The 15,953-nt window shown below is 61.0% G+C and carries 13 protein-coding genes; 7 read left to right on the top strand and 6 right to left on the bottom strand.

The annotated features are described in order from the left end of the window. The first annotated feature begins 6 nt into the window (after window positions 1-6). From EI293_RS13420 to EI293_RS13400, 5 genes are all read left to right on the top strand, one after another. Complete coding sequence (locus EI293_RS13420; protein WP_125438668.1) at window positions 7-2,442, top strand: MG2 domain-containing protein; 2,436 nt, start codon at window positions 7-9, stop codon at window positions 2,440-2,442. 203 nt (window positions 2,443-2,645) lie between these two features. Beyond that, on the top strand, window positions 2,646-5,531 hold the full coding sequence (gene polA / locus EI293_RS13415; RefSeq protein WP_125438666.1) for a DNA polymerase I: 2,886 nt from the start codon (window positions 2,646-2,648) through the stop codon (window positions 5,529-5,531). 186 nt (window positions 5,532-5,717) lie between these two features. Continuing rightward, window positions 5,718-6,197: a DinB family protein gene (locus EI293_RS13410; protein WP_125438664.1), complete on the top strand. Its 480-nt coding sequence runs from the start codon at window positions 5,718-5,720 to the stop codon at window positions 6,195-6,197. A gap of 221 nt (window positions 6,198-6,418) precedes the next feature. After that, window positions 6,419-6,838, top strand: a complete 420-nt coding sequence (locus tag EI293_RS13405) for a DoxX family protein (RefSeq protein ID WP_125438662.1) — start codon at window positions 6,419-6,421, stop codon at window positions 6,836-6,838. Window positions 6,839-6,904: 66 nt separating this feature from the next. Continuing rightward, on the top strand, window positions 6,905-7,921 hold the full coding sequence (locus EI293_RS13400; protein ID WP_125438660.1) for a YpdA family putative bacillithiol disulfide reductase: 1,017 nt from the start codon (window positions 6,905-6,907) through the stop codon (window positions 7,919-7,921). 84 nt (window positions 7,922-8,005) lie between these two features. Here the strand turns inward: EI293_RS13400 and EI293_RS13395 are convergent, their stop codons facing one another. The 3 genes from EI293_RS13395 to EI293_RS13385 form a co-directional block, all read right to left on the bottom strand. Beyond that, the gene (locus EI293_RS13395) at window positions 8,006-9,433 is read right to left on the bottom strand and encodes a G-D-S-L family lipolytic protein (protein ID WP_125438658.1); all 1,428 of its coding nucleotides are present in this window, start codon (window positions 9,431-9,433) and stop codon (window positions 8,006-8,008) included. 21 nt (window positions 9,434-9,454) lie between these two features. Continuing rightward, entirely contained in the window at window positions 9,455-10,702 is a 1,248-nt protein-coding gene (locus EI293_RS13390) for an OmpP1/FadL family transporter (protein WP_125438656.1), read from the bottom strand. Window positions 10,703-10,869: 167 nt separating this feature from the next. Beyond that, window positions 10,870-11,691 carry a cyanophycinase gene (locus EI293_RS13385; RefSeq protein ID WP_170170369.1) on the bottom strand — a complete coding sequence of 274 codons (822 nt, stop codon included), beginning with the start codon at window positions 11,689-11,691 and terminating at the stop codon, window positions 10,870-10,872. A 274-nt stretch (window positions 11,692-11,965) separates the two neighbouring features. On the opposite strand from EI293_RS13385, the gene mgtE reads away from it, so the two are divergent. Further along, window positions 11,966-13,351, top strand: coding sequence for a magnesium transporter (mgtE, locus tag EI293_RS13380; RefSeq protein ID WP_125438653.1), 1,386 nt, complete (start codon window positions 11,966-11,968; stop codon window positions 13,349-13,351). 63 nt (window positions 13,352-13,414) lie between these two features. After that, window positions 13,415-14,332, top strand: coding sequence for a magnesium transporter CorA family protein (locus EI293_RS13375; RefSeq protein WP_125438651.1), 918 nt, complete (start codon window positions 13,415-13,417; stop codon window positions 14,330-14,332). A 21-nt stretch (window positions 14,333-14,353) separates the two neighbouring features. On the opposite strand, the gene EI293_RS13370 is transcribed toward EI293_RS13375, so the two are convergent. From EI293_RS13370 to EI293_RS13360, 3 genes are all read right to left on the bottom strand, one after another. Further along, complete coding sequence (locus tag EI293_RS13370) at window positions 14,354-14,683, bottom strand: hypothetical protein (protein WP_125438649.1); 330 nt, start codon at window positions 14,681-14,683, stop codon at window positions 14,354-14,356. 127 nt (window positions 14,684-14,810) lie between these two features. Further along, entirely contained in the window at window positions 14,811-15,218 is a 408-nt protein-coding gene (gene arfB / locus EI293_RS13365) for an alternative ribosome rescue aminoacyl-tRNA hydrolase ArfB (RefSeq protein WP_125438647.1), read from the bottom strand. Window positions 15,219-15,430: 212 nt separating this feature from the next. Next, complete coding sequence (locus EI293_RS13360) at window positions 15,431-15,865, bottom strand: hypothetical protein (RefSeq protein WP_125438645.1); 435 nt, start codon at window positions 15,863-15,865, stop codon at window positions 15,431-15,433. Window positions 15,866-15,953 lie beyond the last annotated feature (88 nt).

Below are 15,953 nucleotides of genomic sequence, written 5' to 3'. Positions count from 1 at the left end.
TTCCTTATGTATTACGCCAGTAATCCACTCCAAAGCGGAACCGGTTCCAACCGCTATTTTGCCCTGTTACTAACCCTAGGGCTGGCAACGGCCGGCAGCGCGGCAGGTCAAACAGTCCCTGATTCGCTGGGCGGCCTCACGCGCGTTTTCAGTCGCTACCAGCGCACGGCCCTGCCCGAGAAGCTTTTCCTGCACCTCGACCGACCTTTCTACACCGCCGGGGAAACCATGTGGTTTAAGGTGTACGCCGTGGATGGCACCTCCGGCCGCCCGCTGCCTATGAGCAAGGTAGCCAACGTGGAGGTGCTCAACCACAAGAACAAGCCCGTGCTGCAAGCCCGGATAGAGCTCCGGCAGGCTACGGGGCAGGGCTCCTTTACCCTGCCGCCCTCCCTGGCCTCGGGCACCTACACAGTGCGCGCCTACACCAACTGGATGCAGAACTTCGGGCCGGAATACTACTTCCGCAGCTCCGTAACGGTGGTCAATACCTTCGCAGCCTCGGGTACGGCAGCACCGGATTCGACCAAGCCTTACACGGTCCAGTTCTTTCCGGAGGGCGGTAATCTGGTGCAGGGCCTGCCCGGTAAAGTTGGTTTTCAGGCCACCAACGCCAACGGCAAGGGTGTAGCCGTGCAGGGCCAGGTGCTCACCCAGACCGGCGCGGTGGTAGCCACCTTCAAAACCCTGCGCTTTGGCCTGGGTAGCTTCAGCTTTACGCCGGAAGCCGGCAACACCTATACGGCCGTGGTAACCCCGGCCAACGGCAAGCCGGGGCGCTACCAGTTGCCCCCGATATACGCCCAGGGCTACGCCATGCGCCTGGAACGCCCGGCTAGTGGCCCGCTCACCGTAACAGTGCGCGCCACTACCAGCCAGTCCGAAACCGTGTACCTGCTGGGCCATGCCGGGCAAAACATAGCCGTAGCCACCCAGGCAACGCTGCGCAACGGCGCGGCCACCTTCACCGTGGAGCCAAGTCAGCTGCCCGATGGCATTTCGCATTTCACCCTTTTTAACGCCGACCGCAAGCCGCTGTGTGAGCGGTTGTATTTTCAGCCACCCCGCAACCAGCTCACCGTCAGCGCTCAACCCGATAAGCCTTATTACGCCCTGCGCGAACAGGTAGCCCTGAACCTGGCTACCACGAGCGGGCCGGGGCAGCCTCTGGGGGCCAATTTATCGGTGGCCGTGTACCGGCTGGATTCCTTATCATCCCCGCGGCCCACCGATATCAACAGCTACCTGTGGCTGAGCGCCGACCTGAAGGGCCAGGTCGAAAGCCCCGAGTACTATTTTACGACTACCGGCCCCGAAGCCGCCGAGGCAGCCGATAATCTGATGCTTACCCAGGGCTGGAGCCGGTTTCGATGGGAGCAGGTGCTGGCTCCCACGCCGCCCCCCCTACCCTACCTGCCCGAGCTGCGCGGTCCGCTGGTACAGGCCCGCCTGACCCAGCCCGGCACCGATATTCCCCGCCCGGGCGTGACGGCCTACTTGGCCTCGCCCAGCCGCCTGATTCGCCTGACCAACGCCGTGAGCAACGCCGATGGCCTCGTGCAGTTTGAAGCTGATGCGGTACCTGGTACCCGGGAACTGGTTATCCAGACGGACCCGCGCCAGGACAGCACCGCGCAAATTCAGTTGCTTTCGTCCTTCTCCGGCCGCTACGCCCCTACACTGCCACCCGTGTTCCGTGCCCAGCCCAGCTTGGAAGGGGCTTATACCAAGCGGCATTTCCAGACCCAGGTACAAACCATCTTCGCCCCCAAAGAAACCTTGCGTTCCGCCCCGGCCCCTTCCGACAGCCTGGCGTTCTACGGTAAGCCAAGCGAAAGCTACTTCTTGGATAAGTACACCCGTTTCAAGGTGCTGGAAGAAGTGATGCGCGAGTACGTGCCGGGCGTTATCGTCCGTATCCGCAAGGATGGATTCCACTTCCTGGTGACGGATAAGGTCAATAACGCCATTCTCTCCGAAAACCCGCTGGTATTGCTGGATGGCGTGCCCGTTTTCAGCGTGAACAAGATGATGGCCATGGATCCGCTGAAAATTCAGAAGCTGGAGGTAATCGACAGCCGTTACTTCCACGGCTCCACTGTGTACAACGGCATCGTGAGCTACACCACCTACAAGGGTGATCTGGAAGGCTTCGAGCTGGACTCCCGGGCGCTGATTCAGCAGTACGAGGGCCTGCAGGCGCAGCGGGAGTTCTACGCACCCCGCTACGATACACCCCAGCAAAAGCAGAGCCGCCTGCCCGACATGCGCAACCTGCTCTACTGGAACCCGAGCGTGACTACCACGGCCGCCGGCCCCCAGCAGCTGCAGTTTTACACCGGCGACCAGGCCGGCCGCTACCTGGTGGTGGTACAGGGCCTGGCCCCCACCGGGCAGGCTGGCAGCACCCACACGGTTCTGGAGGTAAAGCCCGCACTGTAGCCGGCCAGAACACATTTTTAAAGCCACTCTGCCTGGGCAGGGTGGCTTTACGTCTTTTGGTGGCTCCCGCACCGTGTCCGTAACTCCGGTCGGCTATCTGGGGTAGTATAACTGCTACTTCTCCTTTTGGTTTGTTAGCTTTTTGTGTGACGCGGCGGCTGTAACCCGTGCCCGCGCTTCTCCCCTTCCGTACCTTCGCCCCTATGACTCCCGACGCCCCCGCTGCCCAGCCCCACAAGCTTTTCCTGCTCGACGCTTTTGCCCTGATTTACCGCGCCCACTTTGCGTTCAGCAAGAACCCGCGCGTGAACTCCAAGGGCCTGAACACCGGGGCCATCCTGGGCTTCACCAACACGCTGGTGGAAGTGCTGCAGAAGGAAAAGCCCACCCACATCGGCGTGGCGTTTGACGCGGCCAAGAAGACGTTCCGCCACGAGCAGTACGCCGAGTACAAGGCCCAGCGCCAGGCCATGCCCGAAGATATCGGCCTAGCCATTCCGTATATCAAGCAGATCATCAAGGCATTCCACATTCCCATTCTGATGGTGGAAGGCTTCGAGGCCGACGACGTGATTGGCACGCTGGCCCGCCGGGCCGAGGCCCAGGGCTTTGGGGAAGTATACATGATGACGCCCGATAAGGACTACTGCCAGCTGGTGACGGACTGCGTGAAGATCTACCGGCCGGCCTTCATGGGCAACGCCGCCGAAATCCTGGACGTGGCCCACGTGCTGCAGCGCTTCGAGATTGAGCGGCCCGAGCAGGTGATTGACATTCTGGGCCTGCAGGGCGACGCTTCCGACAATATCCCGGGCATTCCGGGCATCGGCGAGAAAACGGCCAAAACGCTGATCCAGAAGTACGGCTCGGTGGAAAACCTGATTGCCAACGTCGACCAGCTCAAGGGCAAGCAGCAGGAAAACGTGCGCAACTTCGCCGAGCAGGGCCTCATGAGCAAGGAGCTGGCCACCATCCACCTCGACGTGCCCATTGAGTTTGAGGCCGACAAGCTGGTGCTGGATCAGCCCGATGCCGAGGCCCTGCGCCAGCTGTTCGACGAGCTGGAGTTCCGCCAGCTGGCCGCCCGCGTACTGGGCGGCGGCAGTCCCGCCGGCGTGAGTGCCGCGCCAGTTGGGCGCGGGGCGCGCCGCCCCAAAACCGCCGAAGGCCAGGGCAGTTTGTTCGGCTCGTCGTCGGATGCCGCCGTGGCCATTGGCGCGGAAGAAGGCGAAACGGGCGAGTTTGGCGCGCCAGCCGGCCCACGCCGTACGCTGCAGGACGTACCGCACCAGTACCACCTGATGGACACGCCGGAGCTGCGGGCATCTTTGCTGGAATTCCTGCTCCAACAAACCGAGGTCAGCTTCGACACCGAAACCACCGGCCTCGATACCATGACGGCCCGGCTGGTGGGCCTGAGCTTCTGCTGGCTGCCCGGCGAGGCCTACTATGTGCCCGTACCGCACGACGACCACGCCGCCGCCCAGGCTCTTGTGGATGAATTTCAGCCGTTTTTTGAGGCTGTGCACATCCTCAAAATCGGCCAGAACATCAAGTACGACCTCACCATCCTCAAGCATTACAACGTCGCCATCAGCGGGCCGCTGTTCGATACCATGCTGGCCCACTACCTGCTGGAGCCCGATATGCGCCACGGCATGGACGTGCTGGCCGAAACCTACCTGCACTACACGCCCGTGCCCATCACGGCGCTCATCGGCCCGAAAGGCAAAAACCAGAAAACCATGGCCGACCTGCCCCCGGCCGAGGTGTCGGACTACGCCTGCGAAGACGCCGACGTGACGCTGCAACTCAAGCACGTGTTTGAGCCCCTGCTCAAGGAAGTGGGGTTGCTGGATTTGCTCAACGAGGTGGAAAACCCGCTGGTGCCGGTGCTGGCCGATATCGAGTACGAGGGCGTGAAAATCGACTCCTCGGCCATGGGCGAGTACTCGGCCGAGCTGCAAGGCTACATCGTGGACCTGGAGAAGCAGATTTTCACGGAAGCCGGCCAGGAGTTCAACATTGGCTCGCCGAAGCAGCTGGGCGAGGTGCTGTTCGATAAAATGGACATCGGCAAGGGCAAAATCAAGAAGACCAAGACCGGCCAGTACGCCACCGGCGAGGAAATCCTGAGCCAGCTGGCGGCCGACAACCCCATTGCCGCCCTCATTCTGGAGTATCGCCAGCTCAGTAAGCTGCGCAGCACTTATGTGGAGGCCCTGCCCCAGCTGGTCTGCGAGCTGGACGGCCGCGTACACACCAGCTTCAACCAGGCCGTAACGGCCACCGGCCGCCTCAGTAGTACCAACCCCAACCTCCAGAACATTCCCATCCGCACCGAGAAGGGCCGCGAAATCCGCAAGGCCTTCGTGCCCCGCGACGCCGGCCACCTGCTGCTGGCGGCCGACTACTCGCAGGTGGAGCTGCGCATCATGGCTGATTTTTCGGGGGATAAAACGATGATTGAAGCCTTCCGCCAAGGCCTCGACATTCACACCAGCACGGCCAGCAAGGTGTTTAAAGTGCCGCTGAATGAGGTGGACAGCGAGATGCGCCGCAAGGCCAAAACCGTCAATTTCGGCATCATCTACGGCATTTCGGCCTTCGGGCTAGCCCAGCGCATCGGCATTTCGCGCAAGGAAGCCACGGAGATTATCGATACGTATTTCGAGGAGTTTTCGTCGGTGAAGCAGTTCATGGACGACAGCATCAACAAGGCCCGGGAGCTGGAATATGCCACCACCCTGCTGGGCCGCCGCCGCTACCTGCGCGACATCAACTCGCGCAACGCCACCCTGCGCGGCTACACCGAGCGCAACGCCATCAACGCCCCCATTCAGGGCACCGCCGCCGACATCATCAAGAAGGCCATGATCAACATCCACGAGTGGCTGCGTCAGGAAAAGCTCGGCACCAAGATGATTCTGCAGGTGCACGACGAACTGGTGTTTGATGCGGTGCAGGAGGAAGTGGCCTACATCACGCCCAAAATCAAGGAGCTGATGGCCACCGCCCTGCTCCTGCCCCACGGCGTGCCGCTGGAAGTAGAAGTCGGCACCGGCCAGAACTGGCTGCAGGCGCACTAAAACAGTATCGTTTCTTAGGCTTGCGGACCAAAGTAGAGACGCAATAGTTGGAGTCTCGTCGTTGCTGATGTTGAACGGTTGGCATCGCGCCAGAACTGCGCAACATCAGCAACGACGAGACGCAAAATATTGCGTCTCTACTTCGTATACCAATCCGGTCAATGAGCTGAATCTTTACACAACCCCATGGACCACACCACGAAAAACGGAATAGTCGCGGAGCTGATCAGCCTGCTGACCCAGGCCAACGCGCACGTTACGTTCGTCGATGCCTGCACCGACCTCACGCCCGCGCAGTGGAACCAGCACGTGCCGGAAGCGCCGTACACCATCTGGCAGCTGGCAGAGCACGTGCGCATTGCCCAGTGGGATATTGTGGAATTTTCGCTCGGCGCCGCGCACGTTTCGCCGGACTGGCCTACCGGCTACTGGCCCGCCACAACCGCCACCGCCGACGAAGCCAACTGGCACCGGACGCTTGACCAGATCCGGGCCGACCAGCAGCGGTTCATTGACCTGCTGCACGCGCCCGACACCGACCTGCTGGCCCCCATTCCGCACGGCGACGGCCAGACCATCCTGCGCGAAGCCATGCTGCTGGGCGACCATGCCGCCTACCACACCGGCGAAATCATTCTGCTGCGCCGACTGCTGCACGCCTGGTAGGCAACTAACTCCACCCAATATCAGGCTCCCCCTCTCCTTTTCCGGAGAGGGGGCCGGGGGGTGAGGCGCCCCGGGCGCGCCGTTCGTACGCTGGGACGCAACAGAGTACTCAGCCATATAGAGAAAAGTATGGGCGGCGGCGGGCGAAATCCGGCGCACATATCCGCGCCGGCTGGGTGGCCGTATAGCCAGCCTACACGCTCACTCTAACGCAGCCTCCTATGCTTCCTCAACCTCACACCACTACCCTGCAAAACGTGGCCCGCGGCCTCATGGGCACCTTTATGGTAGTGGCCGGCACCGGCCACCTCACCTTTCAGCGTCAGGAGTTTCAGGCCCAGGTTCCCGATTTCGTGCCGCTGAGCAAGGATACGACCGTGCTGGCCTCGGGCGTGGTGGAAATTGGGCTGGGGCTGGCGCTACTGCTATGGAAGAAGCGCCGGGTGGAAATGGGCCTCGGGCTGGCGGCTTTCTACGCAGCCGTTTTCCCCGGCAACATCCACCAGTACACCCACCACCTCTCCGCCTTCGGCCTCGACACCGACGACAAGCGCCTGGCCCGGCTGTTTTTCCAGCCCGTGCTTATCGGCGTGGCGCTCTGGAGCACGGGGGCCCTGACGTATCTGAAACGTCGCAAATAGGCCCCTTATGCCCAACGCTCCAAAGCCCGGCGAAAACCCTTGGCCCCCGATTTGGTAGTACAGCGTATGACAACCGACGTTTCTTTTGATGTAGTGGTGATTGGGGCCGGCCCCGTAGGGCTGGCCTGCGGGCTGGAAGTGCAGCGGCGCGGCCTCTCGGTGTGCGTGCTCGACAAGGGCGCGCTGGTGAATTCCATCATCGGCTACCCCACCAATATGGAGTTCTTCTCCACGCCCGAGCTGCTCGAAATCGGGGGACACCCTATGACCACGCTGCACTACAAGCCTTTGCGCGAAGATGCCCTCGACTACTACCGCCGCGTAGCCCAGACTGAAAAGCTCACCTTGCGCCTCTACGAGCGGGTAAACGGCCTCGAAGGCGAGCAGGGCAACTTTACTGTCGTAACTGAAAAGGGCCGCATCAGGGCGCGCTTCGTGGTGGTGGCCACCGGCTTCTACGACGTGCCCAACCTACTGCGCGTGCCCGGCGAAGACCTCCCCCACGTCACGCACTACTACAAGGAGCCCTACGCCCACGCCGACCAGGACGTGGTGATTATCGGGGCCAAAAACTCCTCAGCCAAAGCCGCTTTGCAGCTGCTGCGTGCCGGTGCCCGCCCCACGCTGGTGGTGCGCGGCCCGGAAATCAGCGAGTCGGTGAAGTACTGGATCCGGCCCGACCTGGTGAACCGCATCAAGGAGGGCCGAATCGGCTGTTTGTTCAACACCACCGTGGCCCGCATTACTGCTACCACTGTGGAGCTGAACACGCCCGACGGTCCGCGCACCCTGCCGGCCCAGCACGTGTATGCCCTCACTGGCTACCACCCCGACTTCCGGTTCCTAGCCACCCTGGGCATCACCTGTGAAGCCGACGCCGCCCAGACGCCCACTCACAACGCCGATACGCTGGAAACCAACCGCCCCGGCCTCTACCTCGCCGGCACCGTGTGCGGCGGCCTCAACACCAGCCGCTGGTTTATCGAAAACGGCCGCTACCACGCCCAGCTCATTGCCGCCCGCCTGGCTGGCGAGGCCGCGCCTGCCCTGCCTGAGGTATTGCAGCAGGTGCAGCTTTCCTGAACTTTACTGCTGCTCATACCGCCACAAAAAAGCGCCTCTCCTGCAAACAGGAGAGGCGCTTTTTTGTGGTTTACTATCGAGAGCTTACTGCGGGAAACGTACTCCGCGGTAGTCGTTGGCATTGACGGTAGGTACCTTGGCACCATACTTCGCATTGATAGCCCGGATCATCTCGTTGGCCACTACGGCGTAGCCGCGGGGCGTAGGATGCACGCCGTCCAGTGAGAACAGGTTACCAGCAATGAAAGCAGCCGTGTTGTTCACCCCGTTGGTCACGATGCCGGAAGTAGCAACGCGCGAGAAGAAGGCATTAGCATCGAAAATAGCCAGTCCTTTCTCGTTGGCTTTGGCCACAATGGAGGAGTTGAAGCTAGTGGTAGCCGTACGTACCAAGCCCTGCTCCACATCATCTAGCACAAATAGGCTGGGAATGGGGTTGCCGGCGCTGGTACCGAAGGTGGCCGTGGTATCAATACCGTAGGCCGTCAGGAAGAGGGAGAAACCAGCTGCTGGCTGGCCGCTCTGGGCGTACACGTAGCGCCAGGCGCGGCCAGTACGCTGATTCAGCAACCCTAGGAAGGGCGAGGAAAGCAGGGTGAACAGCTGGCGGCCGCTACCACTGGCATCACGAATATCGGTAGTGGCTACCTGCTTGCGGTTAGTGGAAGTAGGTCCGCCGAAAGCCGAACCTGTTTGCACCACGATACCGGGTACGCTGGCGGCCGCGAGTGTAGCACGGAATGTAGGCCCTACCGTAGTGAAGAACGGCACGTTGGTCACATCCGGAATAGTTGCCACTACTCCTTTCGACCCGCTAGCTGTCAGCACGTTAATGATACGGTTGTTTTTGAGGCGGAAGGTATCCACGTTCGTGATGGTGTTAGCAGCTCCGCCAGCTGTAGCATAGCCCAGCACGTCGTTGTTACCCAGCCAGTTCGAGAAGAACGTAGCCGTAGCTGCCTCCGCCTTCACGCGCTGAAAATAGCTTTGCGTGGGCGTGCTGGTAGGCGTGATGCGCTCAAAGTAAGGATTACCCTGAGTGCTGCCGTACCCTGGCGTCTGGATATCGCTTAGGCGAATACCGGGCACGCCCAGGTTATCTACGCGGCCATCGTAGCGGGTGTACAGCAGCGGGGTAGCGCTGCGCACTGCTAGGTTAGTTGTCACGTTGGCCGTGATGGGCGTCCCGGCGGCCGTAAAGCCCGTCAGGCGCAGGTAACCCGAGCCATTGCTCTGGGCTTCCGTGAACAGCGGCTGGTTGAACTCACCACCACCGGCCAGCGAGAACTGCTGCGCCAGAATGCTGGGGTACGAGTTCTGCTGGCCTTCCAGATACAGGCCGCCATCAGAGAAACCGGCCGTGAGGGAGTTACCAACGGCAATGTAACGGGAGAAATCAGCGGAGCCTTTATCCGCCCGGAAGTCGTCTTCTATATCGGGCTGGCAGGCCGTGAGGCCCAGGCCCAGCAGCGCCACCAGGGGCGTAACCTTGCGAAACAGGTAAGTATTCATGAGTCAGAAAGCGAGTCGCGGTTAGAAAGCGTAGTTCAGGCCGATGCCCGGAATCACGATGTTGGTTTTGTAGGTACCGGCAATGCGGTCCGTGGTGCCGTTGTTGAGCAGGTCGGCCTGAGTTTCTGTGCGCTTTTTGATGCTCACGAACTGGCCCGACAGGTCCACGCTGAACTTACCGAAGGCGTACGAAGCGCCCAGCGTACCGCTGATGCGGTCATTATCCGGGGTTTCGGGCGTTACGTAGCCGTCTTTCACCGGCGTTTCGTCATACACGCCACCGGCGCGCACCGTCAGGCCCTCGGTGAGTTTGTACTGACCACCCAGGCGGAACGTGAGAGCATCCTGGTAAAAGCGCTTCGATTCGCTGGAAGTAGAGCCGTTGATCTGCTGATCGAAATCAAAGCGCAGTACGCGGTACTTGCTCCATTGGGCCAAGTTGGCGTCGAAGCCAATCGTCAGCTTTTCGTTGGGCATAATGCCGATACCGATGCTGGTAGTGGCCACCAGCGGCAGCGTAGCGCCGAATTTGGTGGCCTGGAAGCGGGAGCTGAACGAAGCCGGAATGCCGGTAAACGTTACGTCGCCATCTTTTACTACAGCATCAATTTTCGAGCGGTAGTTGATACCTACCGACAGCTTATCGGAAGGCTTGAAGAAGATACCGGCGTTGAAGCCCATCTTCGTTTCGGCCTTGCCATCCAATTCAATGTGGCCGTAGGAATCAGGCAACGGAACATCACGCTGCAGGTTTACCGCGCCGTAGGCCAGCACTACCAGGCCGGCACCCACGCTCAGCTGATCGGTAATGGCGTAGCTGACGGTGGGCTGTACAAAGATGGATTTCAGGTCGATGTCGGTGAGGGACGTCCGGCCTTCCCAGCCGTCGGCGTACTGCAGCTTGCTGCCAAAGGGTGTATACACCGCAATACCTGCCCGGAATTTACCTTCCGAAGGGCCGAAGCCCGCGTACAGGCTGAATGGGGTGGTTACCGTATTCCGCAGCTGCCGCTGCTGGCTACCGCCTTCCGCTACAAACGCGTTGCGCGCCAGCGTCAGATTAGCACCAATCTGCACGCCGCGCTCCTTTACCATGGCCAAAGCACCGGGGTTGTAGAACATGGCCGCCTGGTCCAGCGACAGGCCTACGCCTACGCCACCCATGCCGTTGTTTTTTATCCCGGCCAGCGTTACCTGGTAGCCACCCGCCCAGGCCGCCGAGCCTGAGAGCAGCGCACCTCCCGCGAGGAGTAGAGATTTTAGATTCATACCGGAGAAAAGATGAGTGAGAATTTTGGGGGTTTAGGCCCTAAATGTAGGGAAAAAGACAATGATTTAGTCGGCACGCCGAACAAGTTTCTGTGGGGTGATTTTCGCAGTTTGTGAGTACTTCCTCAGGTTACCGCAATCCGGCCGGGCCTGTTCCGGGCCCGGCGCTACATCTCCACCCGGGGGCCTGCTTCGCGGGAGTGCAGGTCCAGCAGCTGGCCAGCCACCAGCAGATGCACCCGGAAACCCTGCCCGCTCACCGGCTCGCCCCTTCCGATGCGGCCCAGGTTGCTGCCGTGCAGGTAGCGGCCATCTACCACCATTACCACTCCATCACCAAACACCTCGGCGTAGCGGCCCTGCCGGATGATGAGGCCGGTTTCCTCGGCCAGCCCCACGCCCAGGCACATGGGATGCGCCAGCAGCGCGTGGGCCAGCCGCCCGAAACGGCCACGTTCCACAAAATGCTGATCAATAAGCAGCTGGGGCAGCAGGCCCAGACCGGTGCTGGTGAGCATGCCGCCCTTGCGCAGGGCCCGCCAGCCGTAGCCTTCCACCACCATGTATTCGGGCATGACGGCGGCCCCGGCACTGGTCCCGGCAATGATAAAGTCTGCCTCCTGCTGATACCGCTCGTGCAGCACCCGCAGGAATTCCGTACCCTGCAAAAAATCGGTGATGCGCTCCTGGTCGCCGCCGGAGAAGAACACGAGGCCGGCCCGACGCAGACGACGCAACGTATCGGGCGCATCGGCGGGATGGTGCTCACTGATGCGCAGGTGCCGGGCCCCGGTACAGCCCAGCTCGCGCAAAGCCCGCTCGTAGGCCCGGGCCGAGCGGGTATCGTCGCGGGAGGCCACGGTGATGATTTCAACCGGCAGGCCGGCCTTCGGCAGCATGTCGCAGAGCAGGGCCAGCATGGCATCATCGTCGCCGCCACCAAGGGCGACGAGGGTACCGAGGGGCGGGACAATAGGTGGCTGGGGCATAGACATCGAGGGGGAGTGCAGACCAAATGTACGCGGTAGGTGCAAGCTGCCAAGAAATCTGGCTACCTCAAGCGGCCACCCGGCTGTTACGGGCGCAGAAATCCGGTGGTGGCCGCGCCCGTACCGTTGAGTTCCCCGTACATGGGCCTGAACCCGCCAGAAAGTTAACGTAGAGGCACGGAAACCGCCCCCGAAAAGCCTACTTTTGCGCGCCGGTTTTTACCGCCTCACCAAGTCCTGTTTGCCTAGCGAAAAACACCCCTTCCTGCCGTTCATGAATCAGCACCCGACTACCGACCACATCACGTCCCTGATTCAGGAGGGCGAGTTTTTCAAACTCAAGGAGGCGCTCAAGTCGTTTGAGCCGAACGAAGTAGTGGAGCTGCTGGAACAGGAAGAAGAGCGGGAACAGCTCATCATCTTCCGGCTGCTGCCGCTCCGGCTGGCCACGGAAGTGTTCGAGTACCTCGACCTCGACATTCAGAAACACTTTCTGGCCAACCTCTCGCAGGATAAGATTTCGGATATCCTCAACGAAATGTCGCCCGATGACCGGACGGCGCTGCTGGAGTTTCTGCCCGACGAGCTGGTGCGGGAGCTGATCCAGACGCTGTCGGAGCCGGAGCGCAAGGTGACGCTGGAGCTGCTGGGCTACCCCGAGTACTCAGTGGGCCGCCTGATGACGCCCGACTACATTGCCATCCGGGAAAGCTGGACGGTGCAGCAGGTGCTCGACTACATTCGGCGGCACGGCGGGCAGTCGGAAACCCTGAGCGTGCTCTACGTGACCGATGAGCGGGGTATCCTCATTGACGATATCCGCATCCGGGAATTCCTACTTTCCGATCCGCAGAAGCATGTGAGCGAGCTGATGGACCGCCGCTACGTGCAGCTTACCGCCATGCAGGACCAGGAGGAGGCCATTGAGGTGTTCCGCCGCAACGACCGGGTGGCTCTGCCCGTGGTAAACGACGAAGGCGTGCTGTTCGGCATCGTGACCATTGATGATATCCTCAGCATCCGGGAAGAAGAAGACACCGAGGACATCCAGAAGCTGGGCGGCTCGGAGGCCCTGGATGCGCCATATCTCGATACGCCTATCTGGAAAATGGTGCAGAAGCGGGCCGGCTGGCTGGTGATTCTGCTCATTGGGGAAATGCTCACCACCTCGGCCATGCACCACTTCGAGGATGACTTGCAGAAGGCGGCCGTGTTGGGGCTGTTCATTCCGCTCATCATCTCGGCCGGTGGCAACGCGGGCTCCCAGGCCACTTCGCTCATCATCCGGGCCATGAGCCTGGGCGAGTTTTCGTTATCGGACTGGTGGCTGGTGATGCGGCGGGAGCTGCTGTCGGGCCTCGCGCTGGGCGGCATCCTGGGTGTGGTGGGCGCACTGCGCATTGTACTGTGGGCCAACTACATCGACCCCGGCTACTTCGGCCCGTACTGGCAGCTGATTGCCGTGACGGTGGGCTTCTCGCTGCTGGGCATTGTGCTGTGGGGGGCGCTGTCGGGGGCTATGCTGCCCATGCTGCTGCGCCGTCTGGGGCTTGATCCGGCCACGTCCTCGGCCCCGTTCGTAGCCACGCTGGTGGACGTTACCGGCCTGATCATCTACTTCTCGGTGGCCACCTTCGTGCTGCGCGGCACACTGCTGTAAGAGGTGTGGCGGTTGGCTGTTCGCCGCTCCTAAGCGTAGAAGGACGGCCAACAGCCCCACGCAATGACCGAACAACTTCTCACCCGCCAGGAATCCTCATTTGCCTGGCTGGATATCACCAGCCCCACCGTGGCCGAGTTGCAGGCCGTGGCCGCGCAATACGACCTGCCCGACTCGCTGGTGCGCGACTGTCTGGAACCCACCCACCTGCCCAAGTTTGAGGCTACCCACGGGCTGAGCTTCGTGATTCTGCGGGTGTTCAATCCGCCCAAAACCAACGAGGCCGACACCATTCAGGAGCTCAGCACCAAGATTGCCGTGTTCTACGCCGCCGACTACCTGATTACGGTACACCGGCTGCCGCACCCGGTACTGAACGAGCTGCAACGCGTGGCTGGCGGCCCCAGCGACGCGTGCAGCACTCCCGCCGAAGTGGCGTTTCATCTGGTCCGTTACGCCCTCAACAGCTACATGCAGCCGGCCCTGCGGCTGACGCGGGAACTGGACGATTACGAGGCGGAGATATTTCTGAAGCAGGAAGTACCCAACGCCTTGCAGGGCTTATACTTCCTGAAGCGCAAAGCCTCGGCGGCCAAGCAGCTCCTGCTGCTCACGCGCGATATCCTCACGATGCTGCGCCGGCAGCTGGCCCCCACCAACACCGACGACACGCTGCTCCAAGATACCCAGGATTTGCAGGTGAAGGTAGAAACCATGTACCAGCAGCTCGACGGCGGCGCCACCAACCTCATGAACCTCTACCTCTCGCTCTCGTCACAGCGTACCAACGAGGCCATGCGCGTACTCACCGTGTTTTCAGCGTTTTTCCTGCCGCTCACCTTCATTGCCGGCATCTATGGCATGAACTTCAGCCACATGCCGGAACTGACCTGGAAATTCGGCTACCCGCTTTCCATCATATCGATGGTGGTTATTTCGGTGGGGATTTATGTGTGGTTCAAGCGCAAGGGCTGGATCTGAGGCGGCCGCTGTTTTCAGCGGCTACTCGGGCACTTGCTGCTTATACCAGCGCCGGAAACCAATGTAGCCGGGAACCAGCGCAACCAGCATTGCCACTACCCAGACCACGAAATAAGGAAACAGGCTTGTTGGATCAAGAAAGTAGGTGAAGCCCTTCAGCAGCACCAGTAGGCCCGTCACCATCGGCATCAGATAATATGTACCGGCCAGCCACCAGTTCAGGCCGGTACGCAGCGGCCCCAACGGCAGATCTGCCAGCTTGATAATCTGCTGGTATATCCAATACGGTAGCATTACCCACACCGTAAGAAATACAATGACAAATGCCGAGCCCAGTACAAACGTCAGCATTGGTAACCACAGGATAAAAGCGCCGAGGTAGCCAGTAATAACCAGTAGCCACACCAGCAATATCACAAAGACTGTAGCCGCACTTTTCATTACCTAAAGATATGGGCCGAAGGTGAGTTGGGAGTCCCTAATAATCCACCCGGCCACGGTTGGTTTTCTTGTCGCCGTGCTTCTTTTTGGATTCCAGGCGCTGGCGCACGGCGCCTTTGCTGGGCTTGGTGGCTTTGCGGGCTTTGGGCTTGTAGAGGGCTTTGCTGAGCAGCTCGTGGAATTTGCGCAGGGCCGTTTCCTTGTTGCGCAGCTGGCTCCGGTCTTCCTGGGCTACCACCAGCAATTCACTTTCGGCGGTGAGCCTGGAGGCCAATTTCTGAAGCAGCGTCTCTTTCTGTTCGTCGGTGAGCAGCTGGGAATCGAGGAGGCGGAAGCGTAGCTCCACCCGGCTTTCCACCTTGTTCACGTTCTGGCCGCCCGGTCCGCTGCTGCGGCTGGTTTGAAACTGAAGTTCGGGCAGGAAGTCGGCGGCGGCGGGAAGCATTGTGGGGCAGATTGCAGCGCGAAGCCTTTGCTTCGCGTCTCGGTATATGGTTGGTAGTTGTGGCGCCTCTCCGTTTCCCAGGGCTTTAGCCCTGGGAAACGGAGAGGCGCTATGGTTCGTTGGCTGTTTCGCTGACTACTAGCCCAGGGCTTCAGTTCTGGAACGCCCACGCCGAACCACTTTGCAACGATACGCCAAGCAAAGGCTTTCCGCTACAAAACTTTCCACAGCAGCCAGCCCAGCAGGCCGCTCCGGATGGTCCAGGCCACGGTGCGGAGCCAGTTAGTGCGCACCAGCCCGTCGATGGCCACGTAATCGTAGCCGTGGGTGCCGAGGCGGTTGTGAAACGGCACCGAAATCAGAAACGTCACGGCCCAGATGAGCAGCACCAGCGCCAGCTGCCCCCAGCGGGCCGCGCCCAGCTCCGGGGCCGCCCCGGCCAGCCAGCCGGCCAGGCCCAGCTCCAGCACCATCGGGGCCAACACTACCCAGCTCATGGTGCGGGTGTGGTGCTCATGAAACGCCCCGAATTTCTCGGGGGCCACGTAGGCGAAACCGGGGTAATGCACCAGCTGCACCGTCCAGATGAGGCCGGTGAGGTAAGCGGCCACGGCCAGGTTGAGCAGCAGCAGATGCGGGAGTTTCATGGGCAGGCAACGACCGGAAAGAGGGCGGCGTCCTTGCCGCTACGCGAAACAACTCATTCGCGCTACATTCGTCCTCCCTTACCTGTCG

The organism is Hymenobacter perfusus, assembly GCF_003944765.1.
GTDB classification, from domain to species: Bacteria; Bacteroidota; Bacteroidia; order Cytophagales; family Hymenobacteraceae; genus Hymenobacter; species Hymenobacter perfusus.
Note: the sequence above shows the minus strand (reverse complement) of the source record. Positions and strands in the feature narration are given on the sequence as shown.